Source organism: Streptomyces sp. NPDC035033 (assembly GCF_040636735.1).
Taxonomy (GTDB): domain Bacteria; phylum Actinomycetota; class Actinomycetes; order Streptomycetales; family Streptomycetaceae; genus Streptomyces.
In genome coordinates this window covers 45,395-67,000 of sequence record NZ_JBEZUZ010000035.1, presented here as the reverse complement: position 1 = coordinate 67,000, position 21,606 = coordinate 45,395, and the positions used below count along the sequence as shown (strand labels likewise).

At 71.6% G+C, this 21,606-nt stretch carries 17 protein-coding genes and 2 pseudogenes; 4 read left to right on the top strand and 15 right to left on the bottom strand.

Features of this window, described 5'->3' with window-relative positions:
* Positions 1-1,398 precede the first annotated feature (1,398 nt).
* On the bottom strand, positions 1,399-3,108 hold the full coding sequence (locus AB0E83_RS16785) for an aldehyde dehydrogenase family protein (protein WP_362111422.1): 1,710 nt from the start codon (positions 3,106-3,108) through the stop codon (positions 1,399-1,401).
* Positions 3,109-3,135: 27 nt separating this feature from the next.
* Complete coding sequence (locus AB0E83_RS16780; RefSeq protein WP_362111419.1) at positions 3,136-4,500, bottom strand: flavin monoamine oxidase family protein; 1,365 nt, start codon at positions 4,498-4,500, stop codon at positions 3,136-3,138.
* A gap of 60 nt (positions 4,501-4,560) precedes the next feature.
* Here AB0E83_RS16780 and AB0E83_RS16775 point away from each other — a divergent pair, with 60 nt between their 5' ends.
* From AB0E83_RS16775 to AB0E83_RS16765, 3 genes and pseudogenes are all read left to right on the top strand, one after another.
* A complete protein-coding gene (locus AB0E83_RS16775) occupies positions 4,561-5,169 on the top strand; it encodes a TetR/AcrR family transcriptional regulator (protein WP_362111416.1) in 609 nt (202 codons plus the stop codon).
* 285 nt (positions 5,170-5,454) lie between these two features.
* A pseudogene (locus AB0E83_RS16770) lies at positions 5,455-5,721 on the top strand (ATP-binding protein); the annotation flags it as partial.
* 486 nt (positions 5,722-6,207) lie between these two features.
* On the top strand, positions 6,208-6,564 hold the full coding sequence (locus AB0E83_RS16765; RefSeq protein WP_362111413.1) for a hypothetical protein: 357 nt from the start codon (positions 6,208-6,210) through the stop codon (positions 6,562-6,564).
* A 1,539-nt stretch (positions 6,565-8,103) separates the two neighbouring features.
* Here AB0E83_RS16765 and AB0E83_RS16760 read toward each other — a convergent pair.
* The 11 genes and pseudogenes from AB0E83_RS16760 to AB0E83_RS16710 form a co-directional block, all read right to left on the bottom strand.
* On the bottom strand, positions 8,104-9,480 hold the full coding sequence (locus AB0E83_RS16760) for a hypothetical protein (RefSeq protein WP_362111442.1): 1,377 nt from the start codon (positions 9,478-9,480) through the stop codon (positions 8,104-8,106).
* Positions 9,481-9,846: 366 nt separating this feature from the next.
* Positions 9,847-12,513: a Helicase associated domain protein gene (locus AB0E83_RS16755; protein ID WP_362111410.1), complete on the bottom strand. Its 2,667-nt coding sequence runs from the start codon at positions 12,511-12,513 to the stop codon at positions 9,847-9,849.
* 225 nt (positions 12,514-12,738) lie between these two features.
* Positions 12,739-13,146 (bottom strand): hypothetical protein, encoded by a 408-nt coding sequence (locus tag AB0E83_RS16750; protein ID WP_362111407.1) that lies wholly within the window; start codon positions 13,144-13,146, stop codon positions 12,739-12,741.
* Positions 13,147-13,243: 97 nt separating this feature from the next.
* Positions 13,244-13,863, bottom strand: a pseudogene (locus AB0E83_RS16745) (XRE family transcriptional regulator).
* A 10-nt stretch (positions 13,864-13,873) separates the two neighbouring features.
* The gene (locus tag AB0E83_RS16740; protein WP_362111404.1) at positions 13,874-14,764 is read right to left on the bottom strand and encodes a hypothetical protein; all 891 of its coding nucleotides are present in this window, start codon (positions 14,762-14,764) and stop codon (positions 13,874-13,876) included.
* Positions 14,761-15,045 (bottom strand): DUF6211 family protein, encoded by a 285-nt coding sequence (locus AB0E83_RS16735; RefSeq protein ID WP_362111401.1) that lies wholly within the window; start codon positions 15,043-15,045, stop codon positions 14,761-14,763. The genes AB0E83_RS16740 and AB0E83_RS16735 overlap by 4 nt, the downstream gene beginning before the upstream one ends.
* 154 nt (positions 15,046-15,199) lie before the next feature.
* A complete protein-coding gene (locus AB0E83_RS16730; protein WP_362111398.1) occupies positions 15,200-15,718 on the bottom strand; it encodes a DUF3560 domain-containing protein in 519 nt (172 codons plus the stop codon).
* A 282-nt stretch (positions 15,719-16,000) separates the two neighbouring features.
* Positions 16,001-16,234, bottom strand: coding sequence for a hypothetical protein (locus AB0E83_RS16725; RefSeq protein WP_362111395.1), 234 nt, complete (start codon positions 16,232-16,234; stop codon positions 16,001-16,003).
* A gap of 677 nt (positions 16,235-16,911) precedes the next feature.
* Positions 16,912-17,085 carry a hypothetical protein gene (locus tag AB0E83_RS16720; RefSeq protein WP_362111392.1) on the bottom strand — a complete coding sequence of 58 codons (174 nt, stop codon included), beginning with the start codon at positions 17,083-17,085 and terminating at the stop codon, positions 16,912-16,914.
* Between the two features lie 706 nt (positions 17,086-17,791).
* Positions 17,792-18,130 (bottom strand): hypothetical protein, encoded by a 339-nt coding sequence (locus AB0E83_RS16715; RefSeq protein ID WP_362111389.1) that lies wholly within the window; start codon positions 18,128-18,130, stop codon positions 17,792-17,794.
* A 204-nt stretch (positions 18,131-18,334) separates the two neighbouring features.
* Complete coding sequence (locus tag AB0E83_RS16710; protein WP_362111386.1) at positions 18,335-18,718, bottom strand: hypothetical protein; 384 nt, start codon at positions 18,716-18,718, stop codon at positions 18,335-18,337.
* Between the two features lie 254 nt (positions 18,719-18,972).
* Between AB0E83_RS16710 and AB0E83_RS16705 the strand changes: the two genes are divergently transcribed.
* Positions 18,973-19,778, top strand: a protein-coding gene (locus AB0E83_RS16705; protein ID WP_362111383.1) for an IS5 family transposase whose coding sequence is annotated in 2 segments (ribosomal slippage) — positions 18,973-19,312 and positions 19,312-19,778 — 807 coding nt in all. Because the reading frame shifts where the segments join, the coding sequence is not laid out codon by codon here.
* 5 nt (positions 19,779-19,783) lie between these two features.
* Here AB0E83_RS16705 and AB0E83_RS16700 read toward each other — a convergent pair.
* Together AB0E83_RS16700 and AB0E83_RS16695 are read right to left on the bottom strand one after the other, a co-directional pair.
* Complete coding sequence (locus tag AB0E83_RS16700) at positions 19,784-20,158, bottom strand: hypothetical protein (protein ID WP_362111380.1); 375 nt, start codon at positions 20,156-20,158, stop codon at positions 19,784-19,786.
* Positions 20,159-20,366: 208 nt separating this feature from the next.
* Positions 20,367-21,521: an MFS transporter gene (locus AB0E83_RS16695; protein ID WP_362111437.1), complete on the bottom strand. Its 1,155-nt coding sequence runs from the start codon at positions 21,519-21,521 to the stop codon at positions 20,367-20,369.
* Positions 21,522-21,606: the final 85 nt, after the last annotated feature.

The window sequence follows — 21,606 nt, the reverse complement described above, 5'->3', positions numbered from 1 at the left end:
GCAGCGGTGCCAGCCAGTCGACCACCGCCTGCCAAGCGCGGCGCTTCTTCTGACCAGCCGGAGGCTGCTCGTTCTCGGGCATCATCTGCCCCTCCTCGTCCGGGCCCATATGACCCCTGGACCCCAGGGCCCGTCCCACAGCGGGACGGAGACTCGGAGGCCCGGTCTCGAAGAAGCAACCACCAGCATAGAGGGCGCCGAAGACCACTGTTGAAATGCGACCACTATCCCTGGGCGGCACACGCCATCCAATCACCAGATCTTGGGCTGAGAACGTTGCGACACCCCTGCGTGTCGTTGACCGCCAAGGAGCCGCCAGCGCGGTATTAGGCAACGTGGCAAGGGAGTTGCAAGGGTGAGCGGGGCGAAGAGCGAGCTCGGGAAGAGGGACTCGAACTCCTTCTGCGCGAAGGTGGTCTTCAGGTAGACCTTGCCGTCGGCCAGGGGTCCTCGTCCGCCGGCTTCTCGTCACCACGGACACCACATGGGCCCTCGAGAAGCTGTCGCTAGCGAGGAACGGTGTTGGCTCCGTACGGGTCAAACGAAGTGGCAGCCGGCGGCAACGGTGAACGCGTCGCCGGCCTCAATGGCGCCCTGCCGCAGGGCGCCGAGGACCGCGGTGTCCGAGGCGCCGCGCAGGGCGTAGGAGGCGCGCGCCGCGCACGGCGGCCGGGGCGAGGACGGAGACGAGGACCGAGACCAGGACCCGCGGGGCTTCGACCGCGGAGCGGGTGGCATGGGACCCAACGCGGGCGGCGGCAAGGGCCTGGTCGTCGGCGTCCGCCAGGCGTAGGCCTTCGCGGACGGCCATCGCGCGCCGTGGGCGGCGAGGGCGGCACCCAGCGCGGCGACGGCGCGGCGCGGGCAGTGCGGTGCTGGAGGGTTCCGGCGACGACGGCGCCGAGGAGGGTGCCTAGGACGGCAATCACGGTGGCGAGCCTGGGCGGGTCCTTCCGGGCAGGCGGATGGGCGCGCGGGCGGTCGGCCCGTACGGGATGTACTGAGCGAAGCAGAGGCGCTGTACAGCGATCTGAGGTGCCCTCAGTGCCCCGGATGCAAGGGGGACATCCTCCGAGCTCCAGAGCCGTCAGATCGCCGTACAGGGCCGTTCTCGGGCTATCTGCCCCCCATGTCCACGATGCGGCTGTAGTAGAGCTGGTGGGCGGCGGTGATGGTTCAGAACTAACGGAACTGAGACAGCGTCACCGCTCACGCGATAACACTCACACGACAGCAACGCCCTGCGGAGCTCTCACCTCCAGGACAGTGACCTCCCAGCCCCAAAACAACTCGTGACCAGCAGCAACACCTCCAGAGCCTCGCTGTCACTCACTCCACTGTCACGAAACCGAGAGATCACACGCTGACGCGGCGCACACCTCTCTTGGTGGACGGTGGTCAGCCGCGGAGGGCGGAGGCGAAGAGGGCGGGAAGGTCCTGCCAGCGGGGGTGGGCGGCGAACTCGGTGAGGAGGCGGCCGGTGCGGGCGGCGGTGGTGTTGGTGACGAACCACGGGGGCTTGGGGGCGAGGGAGGCTTCGCCGCTCAGGATGGAGCGGGGTGCGGGGCGGAAGGGACCGGTGACGACGGTGCGTTCGGTGTGGTCCAGGAGGAGGGCGTTGTGGACGACGCCGATGCCGCTCTGGACGTCGTCGAGGGTGTGCCCGGGGTAGGCGCCCCAGGTGGCGCGGGGGGTGGCGTAGCCGACGCCGGTCCAGGCGTTGACCGCGATGGTCCCGTAGCGCAGGTCGGCGATGGCGTCACGGAGGCGGTGGCCGAGGGTCTTGAGGGTGTCGGGGTGGGCGATGAGGTTGGCGCCGAGGCTCCCGTGGAGGCGTTCATTGGCGGCGGTGACGGCGGCGTGGAGGAACCGGGTTCCGGTGCCGGGGATTTCGGCGACGCCGAGGACCGGGCCGAAGTATTCGGTCGTGAAGGCGGTCTCGTGGGGGTCGGTGAGGTCCAGGCCGGTGAGGAGGGTGCGTTCGGGGGTGCCTCCGGGTTTCTCCGCGTGGGGGTGGAGGTCGCGTGCGGCCTGGACGCGGGCTTCGCAGCCGGGGTACCAGGCGGGGCGGGCGGGTGCGGTGGCGAGGGCCCGGCGCAGGGCGGTGAGGAAGGCGTGCTTCTGGGGCCAGTCGGAGCTGAGGATGAGGATCTGGCCGGCGATGCAGTTGCAGCCGCTGTTGTGCAGGCGCATGGTGGCGACGTGTTTGGCCTGGTAGAGCAGGTCCGCTTCGGACCAGGTTCCGGGCAGGACGATGATCGGCGAGACTCCGCCGAGTTCGCTGGTCATCGGCTTGGTCAGCTTCGGGGTTCCGGTGGCCTTGGCGTTGTTCGCCGTCTTGCCGGTGCCCCAGACCACGGCGTCGTGTGTGGCTTCGCTGCCGGTCATGTGGACGGCCGCGATGCCGGGGTGGGCCGCGAGGGCTCCTCCGATCTCGGGTCCGCCGGTGACGATCTCGACCAGGCCCGCGTCGGTGAGCGGTTTGAACACCGCCCGGTAGACGTCGGCGAGCGGATCGGTGGTGGGGTTGAGCTTGAGGACGGCGGTGCGGTTCTCGGCGTAGAGCTGGTACAGCACGTCCAGGGGCGGGATGGAGAAGATGTTGCCGGCGCCGAGAACAAGGGCTACGCCCCTGGTTTGTCGCGGTGTGCGCTGGGTGAGGCCGGCCGTGGCACGGAGTTGGTCCTCGGTGGTGCCGGGGGTCGTCCAGACCTCGGCGTGGTAGCCGTTCATGAGCAGCTTGTCGTAGGTGTCGTGGGGCAGGACTTGGACGGCGAGGCGGCCGCCCGGGGCCTGGGTGATGCGGGTGGCGGCGAGGATGTCGGTTCCCTCGTCCAGGTGGTGCAGGGTCTCCTGGAGGGCCTGGAGGTAGGTGAGCAGGGCGTAGGGTCCGCTCATCCATTCCTCTCCGACGAGCGGGGAGGCGGGGTTGAGCTGTTTGATCCGGGCCGCGGTGCGGACCCATGCGCCGGCGGCTGCCGCCGTGGCGGCCGCGGTGTCGAGGAGCAGCAGGCGCCGTTCGTACAGGCTCGTACGGGCCCAGGCTCGTTCGCCCTTGGTGAGTCGCGTGACGATCGTTTCGAGGTCGGTGGCGGGTGTGGTGGTCATGGTGGGTCCTCGCTCGGGTGCCGGGGGTCAGGAGAGCTTGGGGAGGATCTCGTCGGCGACGCGATGGCCGGATTCGGCGGCTCCGTCGATGTAGCCGGCCCAGCGCCTGGCGGTCTCGGTGCCGGCCCAGTGCAGGGGCCCGACCGGGCAGCGCAGGGCCGGGCCGAAGCGGGTGAGGGCGCCGGGTACGGCGAAGGCCCCGTAGCAGCCGCGGCTGTACTCCTCCTCCGCCCAGTCGCGTTCGATGTAGGCGATGGGATTGCGGGCCTTGGGGCCGAAGTAGCCGACGAGGTCGTTGATCACCTGGGCGCGGCGCTCGTCGGGGTCCATGCGTGAGCCGGTGTCGGCGTGGCGGCCTTCGAGGAAGCCGACGAGGACGCCGCACGAGCCGTCGTGGGGGGTGTTGTCGAGGACGGTGCCGAAGGGTCGGTGGGTGCTGTTGGCCTGGCCGCTGAGGCCGGCGTGGCGCCAGAACGGCTCGTCGTAGGCGACGTTGATCTTGATGACCCGGCCCATCGGCATCCGCTGGATGAGCTGGTCGCGATCACCGGGGAGGCCGGGGGTGTAGCGGATGCGGGCGGCCAGCGGCGGCGGGACGGCGACCACGGCCCGCTGCGCGCGCACAGTCAGGCCGCTGCGGGTGGTGACGCGGACTCCGGAAGTTGCCGAGGGCTGCCAGTCGATGTCGGTGACCGGCGCTTCCAGGACGACCCGGTCACCGAGCTCCCTGGCCAGTTCGAGCGCGATGCGCTGCGTCCCGCCGACGACGCGGTCCTGCTGCGCCCCGTCGCCGACGTTGATCAGCTGGTCGAGGCCGCCGGCGGCGCCGACGTAGAAGGCGGCCCACAGGGCGGACATGTCCTCGGGTTCGTTGGAGAAGACCGCCTCGGTGACCAGCCGGAAGAAGGCGCGCCCGCCGCCGGTGCGCGCTGTGCGGTGCAGCCAGGTGTCGAAGGTCTGGCGGTCCAGTTCCTCGGCCCCGGGCGCCCGCCACGGGTCGGTTGCCGCGACCTGGCGGGCGATCCGGTCCAGGCGGTACTGAGTCTGTCCGATGTCGGCGAGGACCAGCGGGTTCAGCTTGGGGATGCGGCCCGTGTACAGGGAGCGGGCGGGGCCGAACTCCCCGATGTGCTCGCCCTCTCCGTACGTCGGGTAGGTCTTCAGGCCCAGGTCCCCGATCAGCTCCATGGCCTGGTGCTGAGTGGGTCCGACCCACTGGCCGCCCACCTCGATGGGGGCGCCGCCGGGCAGCTCCCCGTTGAGGAGCCGGCCGCCGACGCGGTCGCGGGCCTCCAGAACCAGTACCTCGACTCCCTCCCGGACGAGGTCACGGGCGGCTACCAGCCCGGCCACCCCGGCCCCGACGATCACGACGTCCACTGACTTCTCCATCACGCCACCGTTCATACAGAGTGCATCTGACATACACAACGTATGTGATATCCATGGCGTATGGAAACACTGCGCGAGAAGTACGCGGAGAACACGCGCCGCACCCTGCTGGACACGGGGCTGCGACTCTTCACGGAACGTGACTACGCCACCATCTCCGCGGAAGAACTCGTACGCACCGCCGGACTGACCCGCGGCGCGCTCTACCACCACTTCGACGGAAAGCCCGGACTGTTCGAGGCCGTCTTCGAAGACCTGGAACGGCAGGCCACCGAACGCATCCGGGCGGCGATCGCCCCCCTACCCGATCCGCGCGAGCGCGCCTACCGGGGCGCCGATGCCTTCCTCGACGTCTGCGCCGAGCCCGCCTACAGGAATATCGTGCTCCAGCAGGGGCCGATCGCCCTGGGATGGCAGCGGTGGCGCGAGCTGGACCACCTGCACCTCGGCAGCCTGGTCCTCGACATCGTGAACGCCGCACTCGACGCCGGCCGTCTGCGGCCCCACCCGGCCCACCTCGTCGCCCGGGCCTTCTACGGCGCGCTCACCGAGCTCTCCCTCACAGTGGCGGAGACGGACAAGCAAGAGCAGGCCCGCGCCCAGGCCGCCGCACTCGTCCGCGATCTCATCGGCGGGGTGGTGACCGACGGCGTCACGCCGCCGACGTGACGCTGGCCGGCGATGTCGAACGCCAGGTCCGAATCGCGGGAAACTCCTGCCCAAGCACCGTGGCCGGCGACAGCCGCAGCTCCGGTATACAGGAATGCCGCTCGACCGAGCCGACTGAAATGAGAGCAGGCTGGTGAACCGGCGGGCTGCGGGCTCAGTAACGCTCTCGACGTGCGTGTCTCAGATGTGTGGCCAAGTGGCCACCAAGTGGCCAACCATCCTGAGATTTGGCCAAGAAAGCTGAGACCCTACACATTAGGGGTCGCTATGCGGATATCGGCATAGATCGACGAACTCGGCTACATGGAACTCGACCGCCACGGCGCCGAACTCCTCTTCCAGGTCCTGACCGAACGCGAGGAGAAGAACAGCGTCGCCATTGCCTCCAACGAGTCCTTCGGAGGCTGAACCAAGACGTTCACGGACCCCCGCCTCTGCGCGGCGATCGTCGACCGCCTCACCTTCAACGGCACCATCATCGAAACCGGCACCGACTCCTACCGCCTTGCCAGCACCCGAGCCCGAGCCGAGGAAACCACCAAGGCCAGCTGATCTCTGCCGGTCGCACCCTGCCGGTCGGCCGCCCTCACGGCCGACCGGCCCCGGTCTCGGCCTCCTTCAGGATGCCGATTCATCCGACTCAGAAGACCTACGGTCGCGGGCACGTCGCAGAAGGTGCCTCGCCAGCAACACGACCCAAGCCACCAGCATCAGCGTCGCGGCGACCCTCAGCCAGGGCGCGGTGCCTCTACTGGCCGCCGTCCACCCGAAGAACAGGATGCTCAAACACATCCAAGCCGGGCCGTCAAGGAAATCGCCCCTCGGGTCTCGTGACACCCCAACCCCCTCCTGCCCAATTCCGCGGCCTGTTTGCCACGGCAGAAGGATATGGCAGCGGATCGAGCCGTCTCCGATCGCGGCCGGGCAACTCTGTCGGCCACCACGAGCTCCGGCGGTGACGTCATTTCTCGTGAACATCCACGAGCCTCAAGATCGCCAACTGCTGTTCAAACCGGCAGACAAACGCTGCTGCTTGAAGTGAACGAAGCCAGAGGGGTCCTGCGCATCGGCGTCCCCGCCGCCCCGCCCGGCCTGAACGCCCGCACGCGGGCGGTGGTGGAGCTGGCCGCGGAGCGCGGGTTCATCCCTGTCTGGCATCACTCCCCCCGGCGCCACCGCGTGGTCCTGACTGCGCCCGTCCCTGACGGGGCGTGGGGCTGGCTGGAGGTCGGCGCCCGCTCCGGGGAAATCCTGCGCGCCGGTGTCTACCCGGACGGGTGCCGCGCCCCCGGCATCAAAGCTGAGGGCCCGTCTGCCGCTCGTCGGCTGATGAAGCGTCTCTCCCCCGGATCGCCCGCCGAGACGGCCACCGAGGGCTCGGCGGGCGAACGCTGACCCGCCCCGGCTGCCTCCAGGGCCCGTTCCGGCCCGGCCGGTTGGCGCGTGCGTCAACCGGTCGGGCCGCCTGCCGCGGCCCGTGCGGCGGCTCCAGGAGGGCGAGCCCGCTTGCGGGCGCCGGCCGCGCCGAGGGGGGGAGGCGCGGTGGGCGGCGCGCCACGCGCCTGGTGAGTGTGCCGGCCTGGCAAGGCCGATGCGCCTGGCGCCGCCTGAGAGGACTCTCCCGGCGGGAGGGGGCAGTCTCTCTGGCCGGCCGCGACGTCCTGGTGCGCGCGGTGTGGCTGCGGTGGGCTCTCGTCGTCGGTTCACCAGCCGAAGAGGAGACCGTCGCCTGCCTCCGCCGCCTCGCCCGGCCGTCTGACAGGTCCGGTCTTGCCCGTGCGCCCTTGCCGAACGGGCGTGCAGGACCAGGGCCAGGACCAGGGCAAGGCATGCCGTCCGGCTTTCCGGTGCGCCGGCTTCAGCCGCTTGTCGGGCTGTCCGGTCTCCGTGAAGGTGGCGAGCTTCCCGCCGATCATGGCGAATCGGCGGGCCTGCGGCGGACGTTACGGCTGGGCGTGCGGGTTGTTGAGGCTGTTACGGCTAGACGTGAAGGTTCTGAGCCGTCCGGATGCGGCGGAGGGCGGCGTGGAGTCGACGGCCTTCGTCGGTGTCGGGGACCTTGACCCGCTCGGGGTCCATGGCGGCGAGCCGGGCGAGGAATTCGCCCGGGGCTTGGTCACGCAGATGTGCGACGTGAACGCGGTACAGCGCCTTGTAGAGCGACTGCGAGATACCGGGAACGTTGGTGGTGACGAAGGGGACGATCGCCTCCAGCAGCTCCGGGACGGGATCCGATGGTCGGCAGGCGCGCCGGCTGCGGTATGCCTTCTGTCGGCAGGCCGCGGTGCAGTACGCAGAATCTGCACGCCCAGCCGTAACGGGCGTGCCGCAGGCGCCGCAGGGGCGGCCCGATCCGATGCCTCCGTTACGTTTACGCGTGAGGGATGTCCGGCACGCCCGCGAGCACGTCACCCCCCGCATCGCCTCCTCCGCCCCGCGCACCACGACCAGGCCGCAGCCGGCGATGCACGCCTGCGGCGGGAGAGCCGCGCCGCGGCCGGCCAGTCCCCTCCACTCGACGCTCCGCGTCCGCCGGGTGGAGGCCGCCCGGGTCAGACCCGTTTCCGGATCCGGGCACCCCCGTTCGTAGCAGGACCCGCAGATCAGGAAGCGAGCAGGCACCCGAGGGCCCTGCCGCCGGACGCCGTCGACCAGATAGGCCGTCCCGCCGAACAGACCGGTCCCGCACATCACACAGAGCCGAGAACTTGCACGCATAGCCATAACGACCTCAACGACCTGCACGCCCAGCCGTAACGCCCGCCGGGGCGAGGAACACTGATGAACCCACCGCCCTGGCCGGGCCGAGGAGGACGAGGGCAGTCGACTCGACCACCGCCGACGAGGAGCGGCCCCGCGGAGGCCCTGAACGCCCCTCCCCTCTCCCAACAACCGCCGCCCCACCCAGAGGACCCGGGCAGGGCGGACAGGCCGTCAGGCGGGGGTGGGGGTCGGGTGGGTGAGGCGGGCGCAGCGGATGCCGCCGGCGGGGTGCCATTCCATGGCGGGTTCGGCGGCGCGGCCGTGTTCGGGGCAGTAGGGGGTGGGGATGATGCCGCCGCAGTTCTGCCGTGCGCACTGGCAGTCGGTGCCCGGGGCGCTGTGGGGGAGTGCGTGGTGGATGAGTCCGCCGGCGTGGGTGCGGGCGGCGTGGCCGCGCAGGTGGCTGGGCCAGGCGAGGGTGACGCGCAGTCCGCCTGATCCGGGGTGGAATCGGTCGATGACGCGGACGTCGCCCGGGATGGCGAGCGGGTCCGTTCCGGGGGCGGTCAGTCGGCTGACGGAGGCGTCGGCGGCGGCGAGCACGGCGAGGGTGTCGGCGTCGTCGTCGGCCATCCACCCGGTGAGCCGGTCCTCTCCCTCCGGGTCGTCGCTCAGCTCGACCCAGGGGTCCCAGAGCTGGAACCGGCGGGGCGCGGCGCCGGTGGGGCGCAGGTGGAGGGTCGCGGTCGGGACGGTGGACGGGACGGCGATCTTGTCGTGGTCGAGGAGCCAGGCCACCACAGCGGACCGGGCGAAGGTGGGGTGGACGTCGTCGCCGCCGACGGGGGCGGGGAAGTCGGGGTGGCGGCGGCGCCAGTTCAACACCGCGGGCCGGCCGACCCCGGCGATCCGGGCGACCTCCGCCAGGAGGACCACGTCGTCGGCCGGGTCGGTGGGGTCGAGGGCGGCGAGGGGTGAGCGGTGGCCGGCGGGGGTGGCGCGGACGGCGTGCCAGTCGACGGCGGGGCGGGTGACGGGCAGGAGGGCGACCTCCTCGGCGGAGTACAGGGGGACGGTGGTCAGACCGCCGTGGCGCTTGTAGTCGATCTCCACCGTGCCGGTGGGGGTGATCCAGCCGAGGCGAACGAGCTGGTCGAAGTCGGTGCGGCGTACGCCGAGGCGGACGGCGGCCTGGTCGGGGCCGAGGGGGACGTGGCGGTCGAGGAGCGCGGGCAGGTCCCGGCGGCGGGCGAGGGCGGCGACCTGATCGGGGTGCACGTCCGGGTGGGCCGGGTCACCGCCGAGGTAGGCGAGGAGACCGGCGCGGACGAGGTGGCCGATCGCGGCCGGGGTCACCCGCGGCCGGCAGCGCGGCAGCGGGTCACCCAGCGCCGCGGTCAGCTGTTCCGCCGCTGTCCAGGCGCCCGCCGGACCCGGCAGTGCCGCGCGGACCGCCTCCGCGTCCGCGCTCTCCACCACGGCCCGCGACCACAGGCCCGGTCCGGCGTCGGCGGCCGGAACCACACCTGAGGCGGTCGCCCACCGCCACGCCGCCACCGACACCCGCAGCCGGCCCGCCGCCTGCTGCTCGTCGTACGTCTCACGCATGTCTCGCTCCTCTCGGATCACGGCCCGACCACCGGGCTGCGCCCGAAACATGACGAAACATCCCGGTTCATGTCAATAGCCGGATTTCCAGGGGGAGTTGGAGACGGACCGCACAAACCGCGCACGCGTACGCGAGGGGAAGGTTCACCCGTGAGAGGGACCACGGACGCCCCTCAGCACGTGGAAGGCCCCCCACCTGACTGCGGTGGGAGGCCTTCCACGTGCTGGCGCGGCCGGCTGATGAAGCGGCCGGAGTGCCGCAGCCGGAACGGGGCCGGTCCTCCGCCGGGAGAGGCGGAGGGCCGGGTGGCGGGCCACGCAGCCGCGGCCAGTCGTTCGTGTGCGGGCGGGGCCGGCCAGGGCCGTTCAGGCCCAGGTGACGCCGAGGTCGGCGAGCGCGGCGCGCTGGACAGGGGTGAGCTTGTCGCGGCGCTGTTTGGTGTTGGCGTACCAGATGCCGAGCTTGTGCTCGTGCTGTTCGCCGTCGACGAGGAGGGTCTCGGTGTGGCCGCGGGCGGGGACGGCGCCGGTGCCTTCGCGGGTGGTGAACTGGGCGAGGGCGGCCAGGCCGCGGCGGAAGGCCGCCGGCATCTTCCCCTCCCTTGCCGCTTGCCGGGTGGCGGGTGCCGGTTCGGCGGGCGGGGAGATGCCGAGGGCGGCCAGGCGGGCGCGCTGTTCGTCGCAGAGGTCCGGCCAGGCGCGGCGTTGGCGGGTGATCCAGCGGCCGAGGTCGTCGCCGTCGTGGACGACGCCGGGGGTGATGTCGGGCAGCTTTCCGTCGGGTTCGTCGGCGGCGAGGCGGGCCAGGACGCGGTGGTGGCGCTGCCAGTCCAGCGGCCAGGGGCAGTTCCAGTCGCGGTCGATCTCGGCGAGCTGTGCCGCGCGGGTCGCGGCGCGGTCGGGGTCTTTGCCGAGGGCGCCTGGGCGGCGGAGGTTGGCGATCAGCCGGCCGATCGCGATGGTGTCCTGGTCGGTCTCGCCCCATACCGCGTCCTGGCGGGGGGCGAGGTGGCCGTGGGCACGGTGGTAGGAGCGCAGGGCGGCGAGCTTGGTCTCCCATGCCTCGTCGCCGGGTTCCCAGACCATGCCCTCGGCGTCCAGCTGGGTCTTGCGGTGGGACTCCAGAGTGCCGGCACGGTGGCTCTTGCGCTGCTGGTGGACCCAGCGGCCCAGCGGGAACTCCTTCATCCCGCCGGCGGTGGCGAGGGTCGTCACGGTGTCGTAGGGGACGGCGTACAGGCCCTCGATGTTGTGTTCGGCGCGCCAGCGGCGCAGGGCCTGGTAGCCCTCCAGCCACACCAGGGACTCGGGCTGGTAGACGCGGGTGCGCAGGAAGGCGGCGATGGTGGCCGGGTCGCGCGGGCCGGCGAAGTGCAGCAGGGCGGACCCGGCGGCCTGCGCCACGCTCTCCTCGCCAGCCTCCCCCTCCTGGTCCTGCTCGGCGCCGGTGACGGAGACGATGTTGCCGTCCTCGTCGCGCTGCATGTGGATCGCGCGGTGTTCTTCGCGGCGGGAGAGGGCTCGGGAGGCGATGTCGGCGACGAGGTGTTCGGAGTGGGCGCGCAGGCCGTTCAGGACGGCGACGAGGGGTTCGTAGGAGGCGGAGGCGACCATGTCCTCGGGGTCCTCGCCGGGCTGGAGGAAGACAGGGACGAGGATCCGGGCGGTCTTGGCGGTGCCGTCGGGGTCGGGGCGCAGGGCGCGGCCGATGTTCTGGACGATCTCGACCTGGGAGCCGCGGGTGTCGGCGAAGCAGACCGCCTGCACGCCGCGTTCGCCGGTGATGTCGACGCCTTCGCCCAGGACGCGGACGGAGGCGAGGAAGGCGCGGTGGACGCGGTGGCCGGTGGCGTCGATGCCGTTGGCGAACTGCCGGATCGCTTCGCGGCGCTCGGTGACCTTGTGCTCGCCGCACAGCCACGCCGACCACACCCGGCCGGGCGGGACGTGGCGGCCGGGGTCGAGGTCGTAGAGGCGGGCCTCGATCGACGATTCGGGCATCTTCTCCGCGGCGGCCAGCGCGTCGAGGCTGGGTTCGTGCGCGTAGAGCTCGGCCGCGGTCCGGGGAAGCTGGGCGGCGAACGCCTCGGCCTCCTCGACGCGGTGGTGGAAGGTCATGACGGTCTTGAGGTTGTGGCGGGCGGCATGCTCCAGCAGCGCGGTCTGCAGCAGGGCGAGCCGGCGGCCGCGCAGCGCCTCCTCGGAAAGGACGAGCATCGGGTCGGGGTCGCGGATCTCCAAGACGTCGATCTCGAACCCGGCCAGGATCTCCCGGGTGATCGCCTCCGCCAGACCCAGCTCATGAATCCACTCCCCGTAGACCCCGCCCGGGTCGCTCACCATCGACACGATCGGCGTCTCTTCGCCGTCGGCGCCGGGGCGGGGGGCTGCCAGGATCCGCGGGGTGGCGGTCATGTAGAGGCGGAAAGCCGCGGGGATGCGGGTGTTGTCGTGGATCGCGGCCCATGGGCGGGCCGCGTCGCCGGCCGTGCCGTGGGCCTCGTCGACCACCGCCAGGTCGAAACCGTCCATCCGCTGCCCGTACATCCGCACCCCGCCCGCCAGCGCCGCCTCCAGCGGGCCGCGGACCTTCGCGGTGCCGGTGAAGTCCTCGGGGTCGTCGCGGTCGACGAGCGAGGCGTACGTCGCGAACACCACCACCGGCCCGCTGCCGGCCCACAGGGCGAGCTGGATCGGATTCGTCGTGGTGCGCACCCCGAGCTCGGTGAGGGCCTCGTCGCCCTCCAGGGAGCAGACGGCGACCATCGGGGCGGTGTGGCCGACCCGTCGCCACGCGGCGGCGGTCTGGGCGAGGAGGTCGAGGGTGGGGACCATGACCAGGACCCGGCCCGCGGGGAAGAACTGCCGGGCGGCGGCCGCGGCCGTGATGGTCTTGCCCGATCCGGTCGCCGAGACGTACGTCGCCCGCTCCCCCGCCGGCCGCGGCACCCGCAGGTGGGGCCAGCCGAGCCACGCCTGGATCGCGTCCAGACCGGTCTTCTGGTGCTCCCGCAGATGGATCGTCGTGCTCACGGGCCCATGTCTCCTTCGGAAGCGGGGTCGCGGGTCAGGGGTCGGTGGACCGGCAGAACTCGGTGAAGGTATCGCCCTCGTTCTTGGTGTCGGGGTGGTAGACGGCTTTCCAGCCCTGTGTGCCTGCGCGCAGATGTTCGGCAGTAGTCTGCCCGGCGCCGGAGACGCCGGAAGGGGGGCGACGGCAGAATCGCCGTCGGCTCCGGGTCCGGGTCCAGGTCCGGCTCAGGAGGCTCTGTGCAGTTCCAGGCGATCGGATGCGTCGTCGACGTTCCACTCGACGTAGAGGCCATCACGGCCCTCGGGCCCGGAGACCCGCACCATGCCGATCATGGCGTACGACGGCTTCGTGAAGTCCAGGTCGATGCCCTGGTCGGTGCCGTGGTCGTCGCTGAACGACCACGTGCCGCAGGTGTCGACCCGCTGTTCCGGGGACCTCTCGATCGGGAAACCGGCCGCGCAGAACGTTCCGTCCTCGCGGAACTCCAGGGACTCCCCGTCGGGGCCCTTCCAGGCTCCCGCCAGCCGGTCCGCGGTAATGGTGCCGGGGGCGAACGGACCCCACCCGAAGGCGAGGGCCGCCCCACATCCCGCGGCCACCACCCCGACGGCGGCGATCAAAAGTTTTCTCATCCTCATCGTGGCCCTATCCGAATCGTTTCGGTCCAGAAGATTCGCTGGGAAATCCCGGCGCCGTTTCCACTGCCGGCGCCGCCGGCGTGTGCCTTGGTCACAGGTCGAACTCGATGTGCTCGACGTTGAGCATGCGGACCTCCTCCAGGCTCGCCGCCCGGGTGCCGCGCTGCTGGAAGTAGACCTCCTTCAGCGCGTCGGCGACCGCCTGGCGCATCTGCCGCTCACCGCCGCGTTCCTGGGCGTCGAAGATCCGTCCGGCGTGGTGCGGGGGCAGGCCGAGGGTGAGGTGGCGCTCGCGGGCCTCGTCGGTGGTGCCGGCCGGGGCGGCGTAGCCGAGGCTCGCGCGGACGTCGATCATCAGGCCCTGACTGGTCGCGGCCGCCTGCTTCGCCCGCTCGCGTACCTTGGGCTGCCACCGCTTGCGGACTTCCCCGGCCATCCGGCCGCCTGCTTCGCCCGCTCGCGTACCTTGGGCTGCCACCGCTTGCGGACTTCCCCGGCCATCCGCCCGGCGAGGGCGGGGCGGGGGTTTTTGATCTGGTCCTTCACGTACCGCTCGACGGTGCGCTGGGAGATCCCCAGCAGCCGCGCGACGGCCTGGGTGCCCTTGAGCTGCTTGACCAGGAACCGCATCTGGGCGCCCGCGGACCGCGGGGGCTTGCGGGTGAACACCTTGTCCAGCATCTGGTCCAGCGCTTCGCCGACCGACCTGATCACCATGGGTCTACTCCCCCGCGTCCGGACCGGCACCGGTGTCGGTGTCGGTGGGGTGTTCGCGGGCGGTGAGGATGATGTTGCGCCAGGAGCTGCGGGATGTGGGCTGGTCGGACTGCCGGCTGAGGCGTTCGATCAGTTCGGTCTGGGTGGCGTCGGGGTGCTGGGCGAGGACCTCGCGGGCGAGGGCCAGGCGGGGGTCGCCGTGGTAGGGGTAGGGCTGGCTGTTGGTGCTGCCGGTGCGGCGGCGGCGGACGGGCTGGGCGGCGGTGATGTCCTTGCGGGTGGTGGCGTAGGTGACGGCATCTGCGCGGCGCCACTTCGGACGCTTGCGGGCGACGGGGTCGCCCCAGTCGGCCGGCTCGGGGAAACCCGGGGGCGGCGCCACAACGGCCTTGGCGACCCAGCTGTGGTCACGGTGCCCGAGGATCCGCGCGAAGGCGGAGGAGCCGATCAGTTCCTCGGGATCGCCCGCCGCGGCCTCCTCGTCGACTTCGGTGCGGATCGAGCGGGCCGAACCCTGCTGCCGGGCGTACCAGTCGGCCCACTCCTGGGCGTCCCAGTACTGGGTGCGGCCGATCCGGGTGGCCGGCGGGTGGCCGTTGGTGGCGCGATCAGCCCACAGGGAGGCGAGCTTCGCCCGGCTGACGTGGTGCTCCCGGATGAGGTCGTCACGGCTGCGCAGGTTCGCCGGCACCTCGGGGTTGAGCCGGCGCCGGTCCCACCCCTCCCATTCCTCGGCGTCCCAGAACATGACACCGCCGATCTTGGTGGGGATCGGGTCGGGGTGGCCGTTGGTCTCGCGGGCGGCCCACCAGCGTTCCAGCGCGCTCATGGCGTAGCCGTAGCGGTTGTGGATGTCCTGGCGCGACAGCACGTCGCGGCCGTCGATGCTGATCACTGGTTCTCCTCGGCAGGCTGGGGCAGGGTCCATGATCGCGCGCTGTGGGTGCCGTGGCGGACGACCATGGAGATGTCAGCGGCGCTCGCGCCCGCGGTCCAGTCCCAGAAACCGGGATGCTGCTCCTGGTGGTACAGCTCCCAGACGTCATCGGCGGGACCGAAGTCGGCGACACTCAGCGGGACGGCCGGGTCGATACCGAACCGGTTCCCGGGGCGCAGATAGACCACGTCGTAGGGCTGGGGCAGGTCGGGGTCGAGGCCGGGCGGGTCGTCTAGCATGGGGTTGTCTCCTCGTGAAGGGGAACACCGGGTCCGGCGCCGTTGCCCTTGTGCGCCGGGCCCACTTTCATGTCTCCTTCCGGGCCGGCCGCGCGCGGCGGCCGGCCCGCAGAGCGCTTCGCCCGTCAGGGCACGGGACGGGCCACGGTGTGGGTCAGGTCAGGGTGGCGGGGTCCGTGACGCGCACCCCGTCGCGGATCCGGGCCAGGACCCGGTCGTAGGGGCGGCGCGGGTCGTCGAAACCGCCGCCCGGCCCCTGGAGCGTCAGCGAGGCCCTGTTGACCCGCTTGACCCGGTAGAGGTCGGTGCGGGTACGCGAGACGCGGACCTCGACGACGTCGCCGGCGCGGAAGTCGGCGGGCGTCCAGGCGCGGCCGCGGCCCTGAAGACGCCCGGCCATGTCCGCCTCGGCCTGGAGACGGGCCGCCTTGTCCCGGGCACGCCCGGCCTGAGCGCGGGCCTCGACCGCGCGCCTGACCGCGGCGTCGGCGCGGGCGCGGGCGCGGACGGCGGACCGGTAGGAGTGGTGGCCGACGAGCAGGGGCTGCCCGTGCTCGAACCGGCCGTACATGCCGGACGCGCGGTCGCTGCGCTGCTCGGCTTCGGCGGCAAGCCGGTCCGCGTACTCCCGGGCCCGGCGGGCCCGGGAACGGGCCTCGCTGGCACTGGTCATGAGGTGCTCTCCTCGATGGTGAAGGGAAACGTCCGGGCCCGGAACACGAGCCCACAGAACGAGGGGTTGCCCACCCTCACTCTTAATATCTATTAGACCACAATTTGAGGTGAGGGGCACCCTCCCGAACTCCAGCCCCGCCGGCATGGAACCTGCCCGCTAGAACGGCCCGGGCAGGCCCAGGACAGACCGCGCGGTCTCCGGCGAGGCCGCACGCCGACCACCTGGTCCTGCCGCCCTCCGGCACAGGCGGGCGGCCGGCGTCCTCGGTGGCGCGAGCCGCTACCGGCCGCAGGCGCAGTCGGGCGGGCACGCCTCGCCGGTGCCGTACGGGTCCAGCGCCCGCGCGGCATTCACCCGGATCCGAGTCTCCTCCGTGAGCCCGTGGACGAACCCCTCGAACAGCTTCGGACGCGACTCCTGGGCCCCGGCGTGCGGGTGCTCCTCACGGACGTGGACACTGACGGCCGCGAGGACGTCGGGCAGGGGCGTGGCGATCCAGTGCGTCGGGCCCATCTACGAGCACAAGCGGCAGACGGCCGTGATCGTGTTGGCGGGCGGCTGGACGGCCGAGGAAGTCGAGACTCATACCCGGCCAACTCGACCACGCCCCGGTCGGTCACGCCCCAGACGGTCAAAGGACAGCCCGGTGGACGGGCGAGCCGGCCGCCGGGGCCTCCGCAGAGCACGACGTCGCGACCTCCGTCACGGGGAACCACCGCCCCGCGACCCTGGACCGGAACGGGCCGGCCGCTCCCTCCCCCGGGCTGCTGCCGCCACCTCGGTCCAGGCGAAGGCGTTGGACAAGCGTGGAATGAACCCAGTGGAGAGGAGGGCCGGCCGGAGGCCGCTCAGGGGCGAGGCACCGGACAGATCCGCCGGCCAACCTCGCTCTCCACCCCGTGGTGAGTCCGGGCCGAAGGCCTATCAGGTTCCCTATCAGCAGGCCCATCCACCTGGGAAAACAGGGGTCGGACCTATCAGGTCGAAAGCCGAACTCACCATGGTGAGTGCCGCTTACCACGGCCGGCTGGTCCCGTCCCGCGCGCGACCGCACGGGACGACCTGACGAGCGGGTACGGACAGAGCCCTCTTGCAGCCGCGGCCCGAGACGCCGGACTCCAGGACCACCCCATGGTGACGGATGCCGACCGGCGCGCGGTAGCAAGACGTCCGGGCGCACGGCCTGGCGGTCAACGGCGCCGGCGCCGCGCGAGCGTCGCGGCGAGCTCCGGCAACGCCCGGACCACCAAAGCGATCTCGGCCCGATCGGCGCGCAGCAGCGCCACGACACACACGACCGTCGCGCAGACGATCGCCGTGCACAGCACCACCAACAGAACAACGGCATAGGGGTCTAGAGACATCACGGTCCTCCTGAATCCGGGCGGCTGCGGTAGACGCCTGGCAGGAAGTCGGCGCCCTCGGTATGCAACTGAAGGATGCGTTGCGGTAGTCGGATAGCCCGTCCCGGCCACGGCCCGGGCCGAAAACCTTCCTCGCGGCCAGACCTACCGCGGGCTGCGGTAGGCGTGCCCGGAGCACCCCTCCTTTTCCGGCCTCGCGCGGTTGAACAGGTGGAAGGGGAGGACGAACTCCAGGCGCGCCTCCGCCGGGCCCGGGCCGGCTCTCGGGAACGGCTCAGACGGACCAGGGGTGAGTTCATCAAGGTCAACGGGAGCCACCTCTCCGCCGAGTTTTGGAGCCACCTCAGCCGGGTCCTGCCCGCAGACAGCAACGGCCCGAGCTGGCCAGATACCCCTTTCTGCTGCCGTCTTGAGGTTCGGAAGGTGGCTCCCGAGTTCGCCGAAGAGCCGGCTCCGGTTCGCGTCGATGAACTCACCCCCGCTCCCCGCCCCGTGGTAAGTCCGGGCCGAGCTCCTATCAGGTTCCCCTATCAGCAGGCCCGTCCACCTGGGAAAACAGGGGGCCGACCTATCAGGTTGGAGGCCGAACTCACCATGGTGAGTGCCGCTTACCACGGCTTCCCGGAACGCATGTCTGTGCCGCCGCGCGCCCCGTCCGGCTTTCTGGCTTGGCGCCCTGGCTCTGTACCGGCGCGTGTTCTGGCGATCAGCCCACGCCGGCTGAGGCCAGGGCGGCCGCGAGCGCGATGCGGGGGACGGCGTCCAGACAGAACTCGGCCGCTGCGCTCGGGTCCGGTGCGGTGCGCGCCTCGTACAGCGCCGGCAGGCCGGTCAGCACCGCGGCGTCAACCGCCTCGTCGAGGATCTCGTCCACGGAGAGTTCGCCGCCGGCCGCCGGCTCGCGCACCAGGGCGGCCGCCGCCTGCGGATCGGCCCGCCACTGCGCGGCGACTTCGGTACCGGCGCTCACCAGATCCATCACGGCGGCCTGCTCGACCATCGGCAGCGGCACGCCGTGCGCGCCGGGCGGGCCGGCCTTCTCCACCCGGAGCCATCGCCCGCTACGGCACGGCCGCCCTCGGCCCGGCACGTCCGTTTCGTCTGCCGAGTACGTGGTGAGCCGCTCTGGATACTTCGCCGCAGGGCTCTGACCTGCGGTGGTAAGCGCGGTGGTAAGTGGCGGGCGGCTGTGGTGAGTGACCGGCCCGGGGGTGGACCGGTCACTCACCATGGCCGGTCCGCCGGTGTCTCACGCTGCCGGGGCGGCGTCGTCGAGGAGGGCCAGGACGGCAGGGTGGTTCTTCAGCCGCATGCGCTCCTCGACCCGCTTCGGTCCGCGCTCCACCGTGTCCCAGTACGGGTGGGTGGACACCGCGATCGACAGCTCCCGGACCCGGTCCAGCAGCTCCTTCTCCCGGACGGCCTGCTCGGGGGTGTAGCCGGGGCTGTCCTTACGGCCGGCGGTGATCTCGTGGGTGTGGGGGTGCTCGGCTCCGGGCCACCCGGCCGCCGGCTCCACGGACCACGGAAGGGACTCGCACAGGGCCCGGTAGGCGGCGCGTGCGCGGCGCAGCTCGGCCTGCGCCTTCTTCAGGTCGTCGGGGAAGCCGTCCGGGACGTCGTTCCCGCGCACCCTGGAATCATATTCCTGTTCGATTCAAGGGGGTGGTGCGGCGCCCCGACCTGGGGCTCCGGTCTGCGCCGGAGCGCGATATCTGTCGCCTGATCGCGAAGACCGTCACTGCCGAGCCCACCGAACGCCACTGCCCACGCCGCCGCTCCGGATGCCGCTGCCCTCGAAGGGGGGCTCGCCAGTTACTGATCGTTTCAGAATGAGTTGAGCCGTGGGCCTTGCGCTCGGCGATCTTGGTCGGCAGGGTGTCCGGCTTGCGTGCTGATCTTGTTTCGGATGGCCTGTGGGAGCGGGTGGCCCCGCTGCTGCCGCCCGCCCCCGAACGGCGCCATCGCCACCCGGGGCGGCTGCGGGTTCCCGATCGAGTGGCGCTCGCCGGCGGCATGTACGTACTGCGGGCCGGTGTCGCGTGGCGTGACGTTCCCGCGGAGGCAGTGGGCTGTTCCGGGGTGACGGCCTGGCGCCGACTGCGGGACTGGACCGAGGCGGGTGTCTGGCCGCGCCTGCACGCCGCCCTGCTGACCGAGCTTCGTCGCGCCGGCCTACTGGGCCTGGACGGCTGCTCCGTGGACGGGTCCCACGTCCGGGCTCTCAAAGAGGGGATCACGTCGGCCCCTCGCCCGTCGACCGCGCGCGTTCCGGTTCCAAGCACCACCTGATCGTCGACCGCCACGGAACCCCGCTCGCCGTCACGCTCACCGGTGGCAACCGGCACGACGTCACCCAGCTCCTGCCGCTCCTCGACGCCGTCCCGTCGATCCGGGGACTGCGACGACCCCACCACAGACCCCGACGGCTATACGCCGACCGGGGCTACGACTTCGACAAGTACCGCCGCCTGCTGTGGAAACGCGGCACCAAGCCGATGATCGCCCGACGCGGGGTCGCTCATGGTTCAGGACTGGGCAAGGTGCGCTGGGTCGTCGAGCGTGCCTTCGCCTGGCTGCACCGGTTCAAACGGCTCCGCACCCGCTACGAACGACGCACCGATCTCCACCAGAGCCTGCTCGAACTTGCCTGCAGCCTCATATGCCTGCGGCGCCTGCGCACCTCGTCCTGAAGCGATCAGCTGGCGACACTGAACCAGCCCGGTCGCACCTCGGTCAGAAGCGGTTGCAGGGACCGCACGGCGGTCCGCAGGTCCTGATCCGTGACGTCAAGAGGCTCCGGCAGGCTCAGCCCGTACCAGCGCAGCCGCCAGAGGTCGAAGATCTCGCTCCCGTCGGGTGCGAAGTCCACATCGATCTCGGTGCCGTTGTCGCTGACGAAGCGGCACCCGGCCCCATGCACCGAGTAGGAGTAGGTGCCGGCCTGCCCACTCCGGTTGATGATCCGGTGCGAACGGACCAGGCCGAGGACATCTGCGAGTCGCTCAAGCGAAGGGATCGCCGCCCTCATGGCCGCGTCGATTGCGTTCAGAGCGTCGACGTAGCCGAGCACGAGCCCCCGTGCGTCCCCAACCCGTTCCATACGTCGTCATCCCCCTGAGCCCGTGGTTGAAGGGGATTGTTCCATGGGCCGCAAGCGTCTTCGCAGGGCGGCATTCTGAAACGATCAGTTAGAGAACGTGCTCTGCCGGTGGAAACGAATCGTCGGCTTCGCCTCACCCCAGCGGGTGGTGGTCTTCTTGCGCAGCGTTTCGTCGGGATCACTGGTGCACGCTTCCGGGCGGGCCGGTGAGTGCGGGGCGGCGGGCGGTCGGGATGAGCGCCGCGGCGAGGGCCGCGGTGGCCACGCCGAGGAGGGCGACGGCGGAGGCGAGGCTGCCCGCCGGCTCCTTGCCGGCCAGCAGGACCAGGGGGCAGAGGAATTCGCCGAGGAAGAAGGCCGCGGTCCACAGGCCCATGCCGCGACCGCGGTCGGCGAAGTCCAGGAGGGACATGGCGCGGGTGACCAGTGACGGCAGCAGCAGGCCGGTGCCGACGCAGTTGACGACGGCTCCGGCGATCAGGAGGGGGAGGGTGTCGGCGAAACCCATCAGCAGGAAGCCGGCGGCGCACAGTGCGAGCAGGGCGGGCAGGCGGTGGCGGTGGTGCTGGGCGAGGCGGGTGAACAGGACGGAGCCGAGGACGGTGGCGGCGCTGGCCACGGCGGTGACGGCGCCGATGGCGCCGGGGGAGTCGGTCCCCAGGTCGTCCAGGAGATAGGCCATCTCGACGGGGACGGTGTAGAAGACGACGGCGCCGAAGACCGTGAGGAGACAGACTCCTGCCATGCGCCGGACGGGGAACGGGCGCCGCGGGAGCGGTTCCTCCGCCTCGGATCCGGGCTGCGGCGGGAGGGGTGCGGGAAGGACGCGGGCCATGACGGGGGCGATGAGCAGGCCGACGGCGTAGAGCCAGAAGGGGGCGCGCCAGTCGGCGGCTCCCAGGGCTCCTCCGAGGACGAAGAAGAGCGTGGCGGAGGCGGAGGCACACATGGTCTGCAGGGCCAGGTAGCGGTCGCGGAGTTCGCCGCTGTAGTAGTCGCCGATGAGGGTGGTGCAGGCGGTCATGATCGCCGCTTCGGCGACGCCCACGAGGACGCGGCTGACCAGGACGGCGTGGAGGGAGTCCAGCCAGAGGGGAGTCGTCCCGAACAGGGCGTAGAGGACGGTGGCGACGACGAGCAGGCGCTTGCGGCCGAGCCGGTCGACGATCATCCCGGCGAAGGGGGCGAGCAGGGCGAGGGCGAGCGCGGGGACGGTGAGCACGACGGGGACCAGGGCCGCGCTTCCCGGCACGCTGCCGAAGTGGTCCTGCATGCGGGGCAGCACGGGGGCGAGCAGGACCGCGCCGAGGACGGGCAGACAGCTGCCGGTCATGAGTACGGCGGCGGGAAGGCGGCCGGCCGGCGCGGCGCCACGGACGAGACCGGCGGGCGGCGGTACGAGGGGGGCGGACATGAGG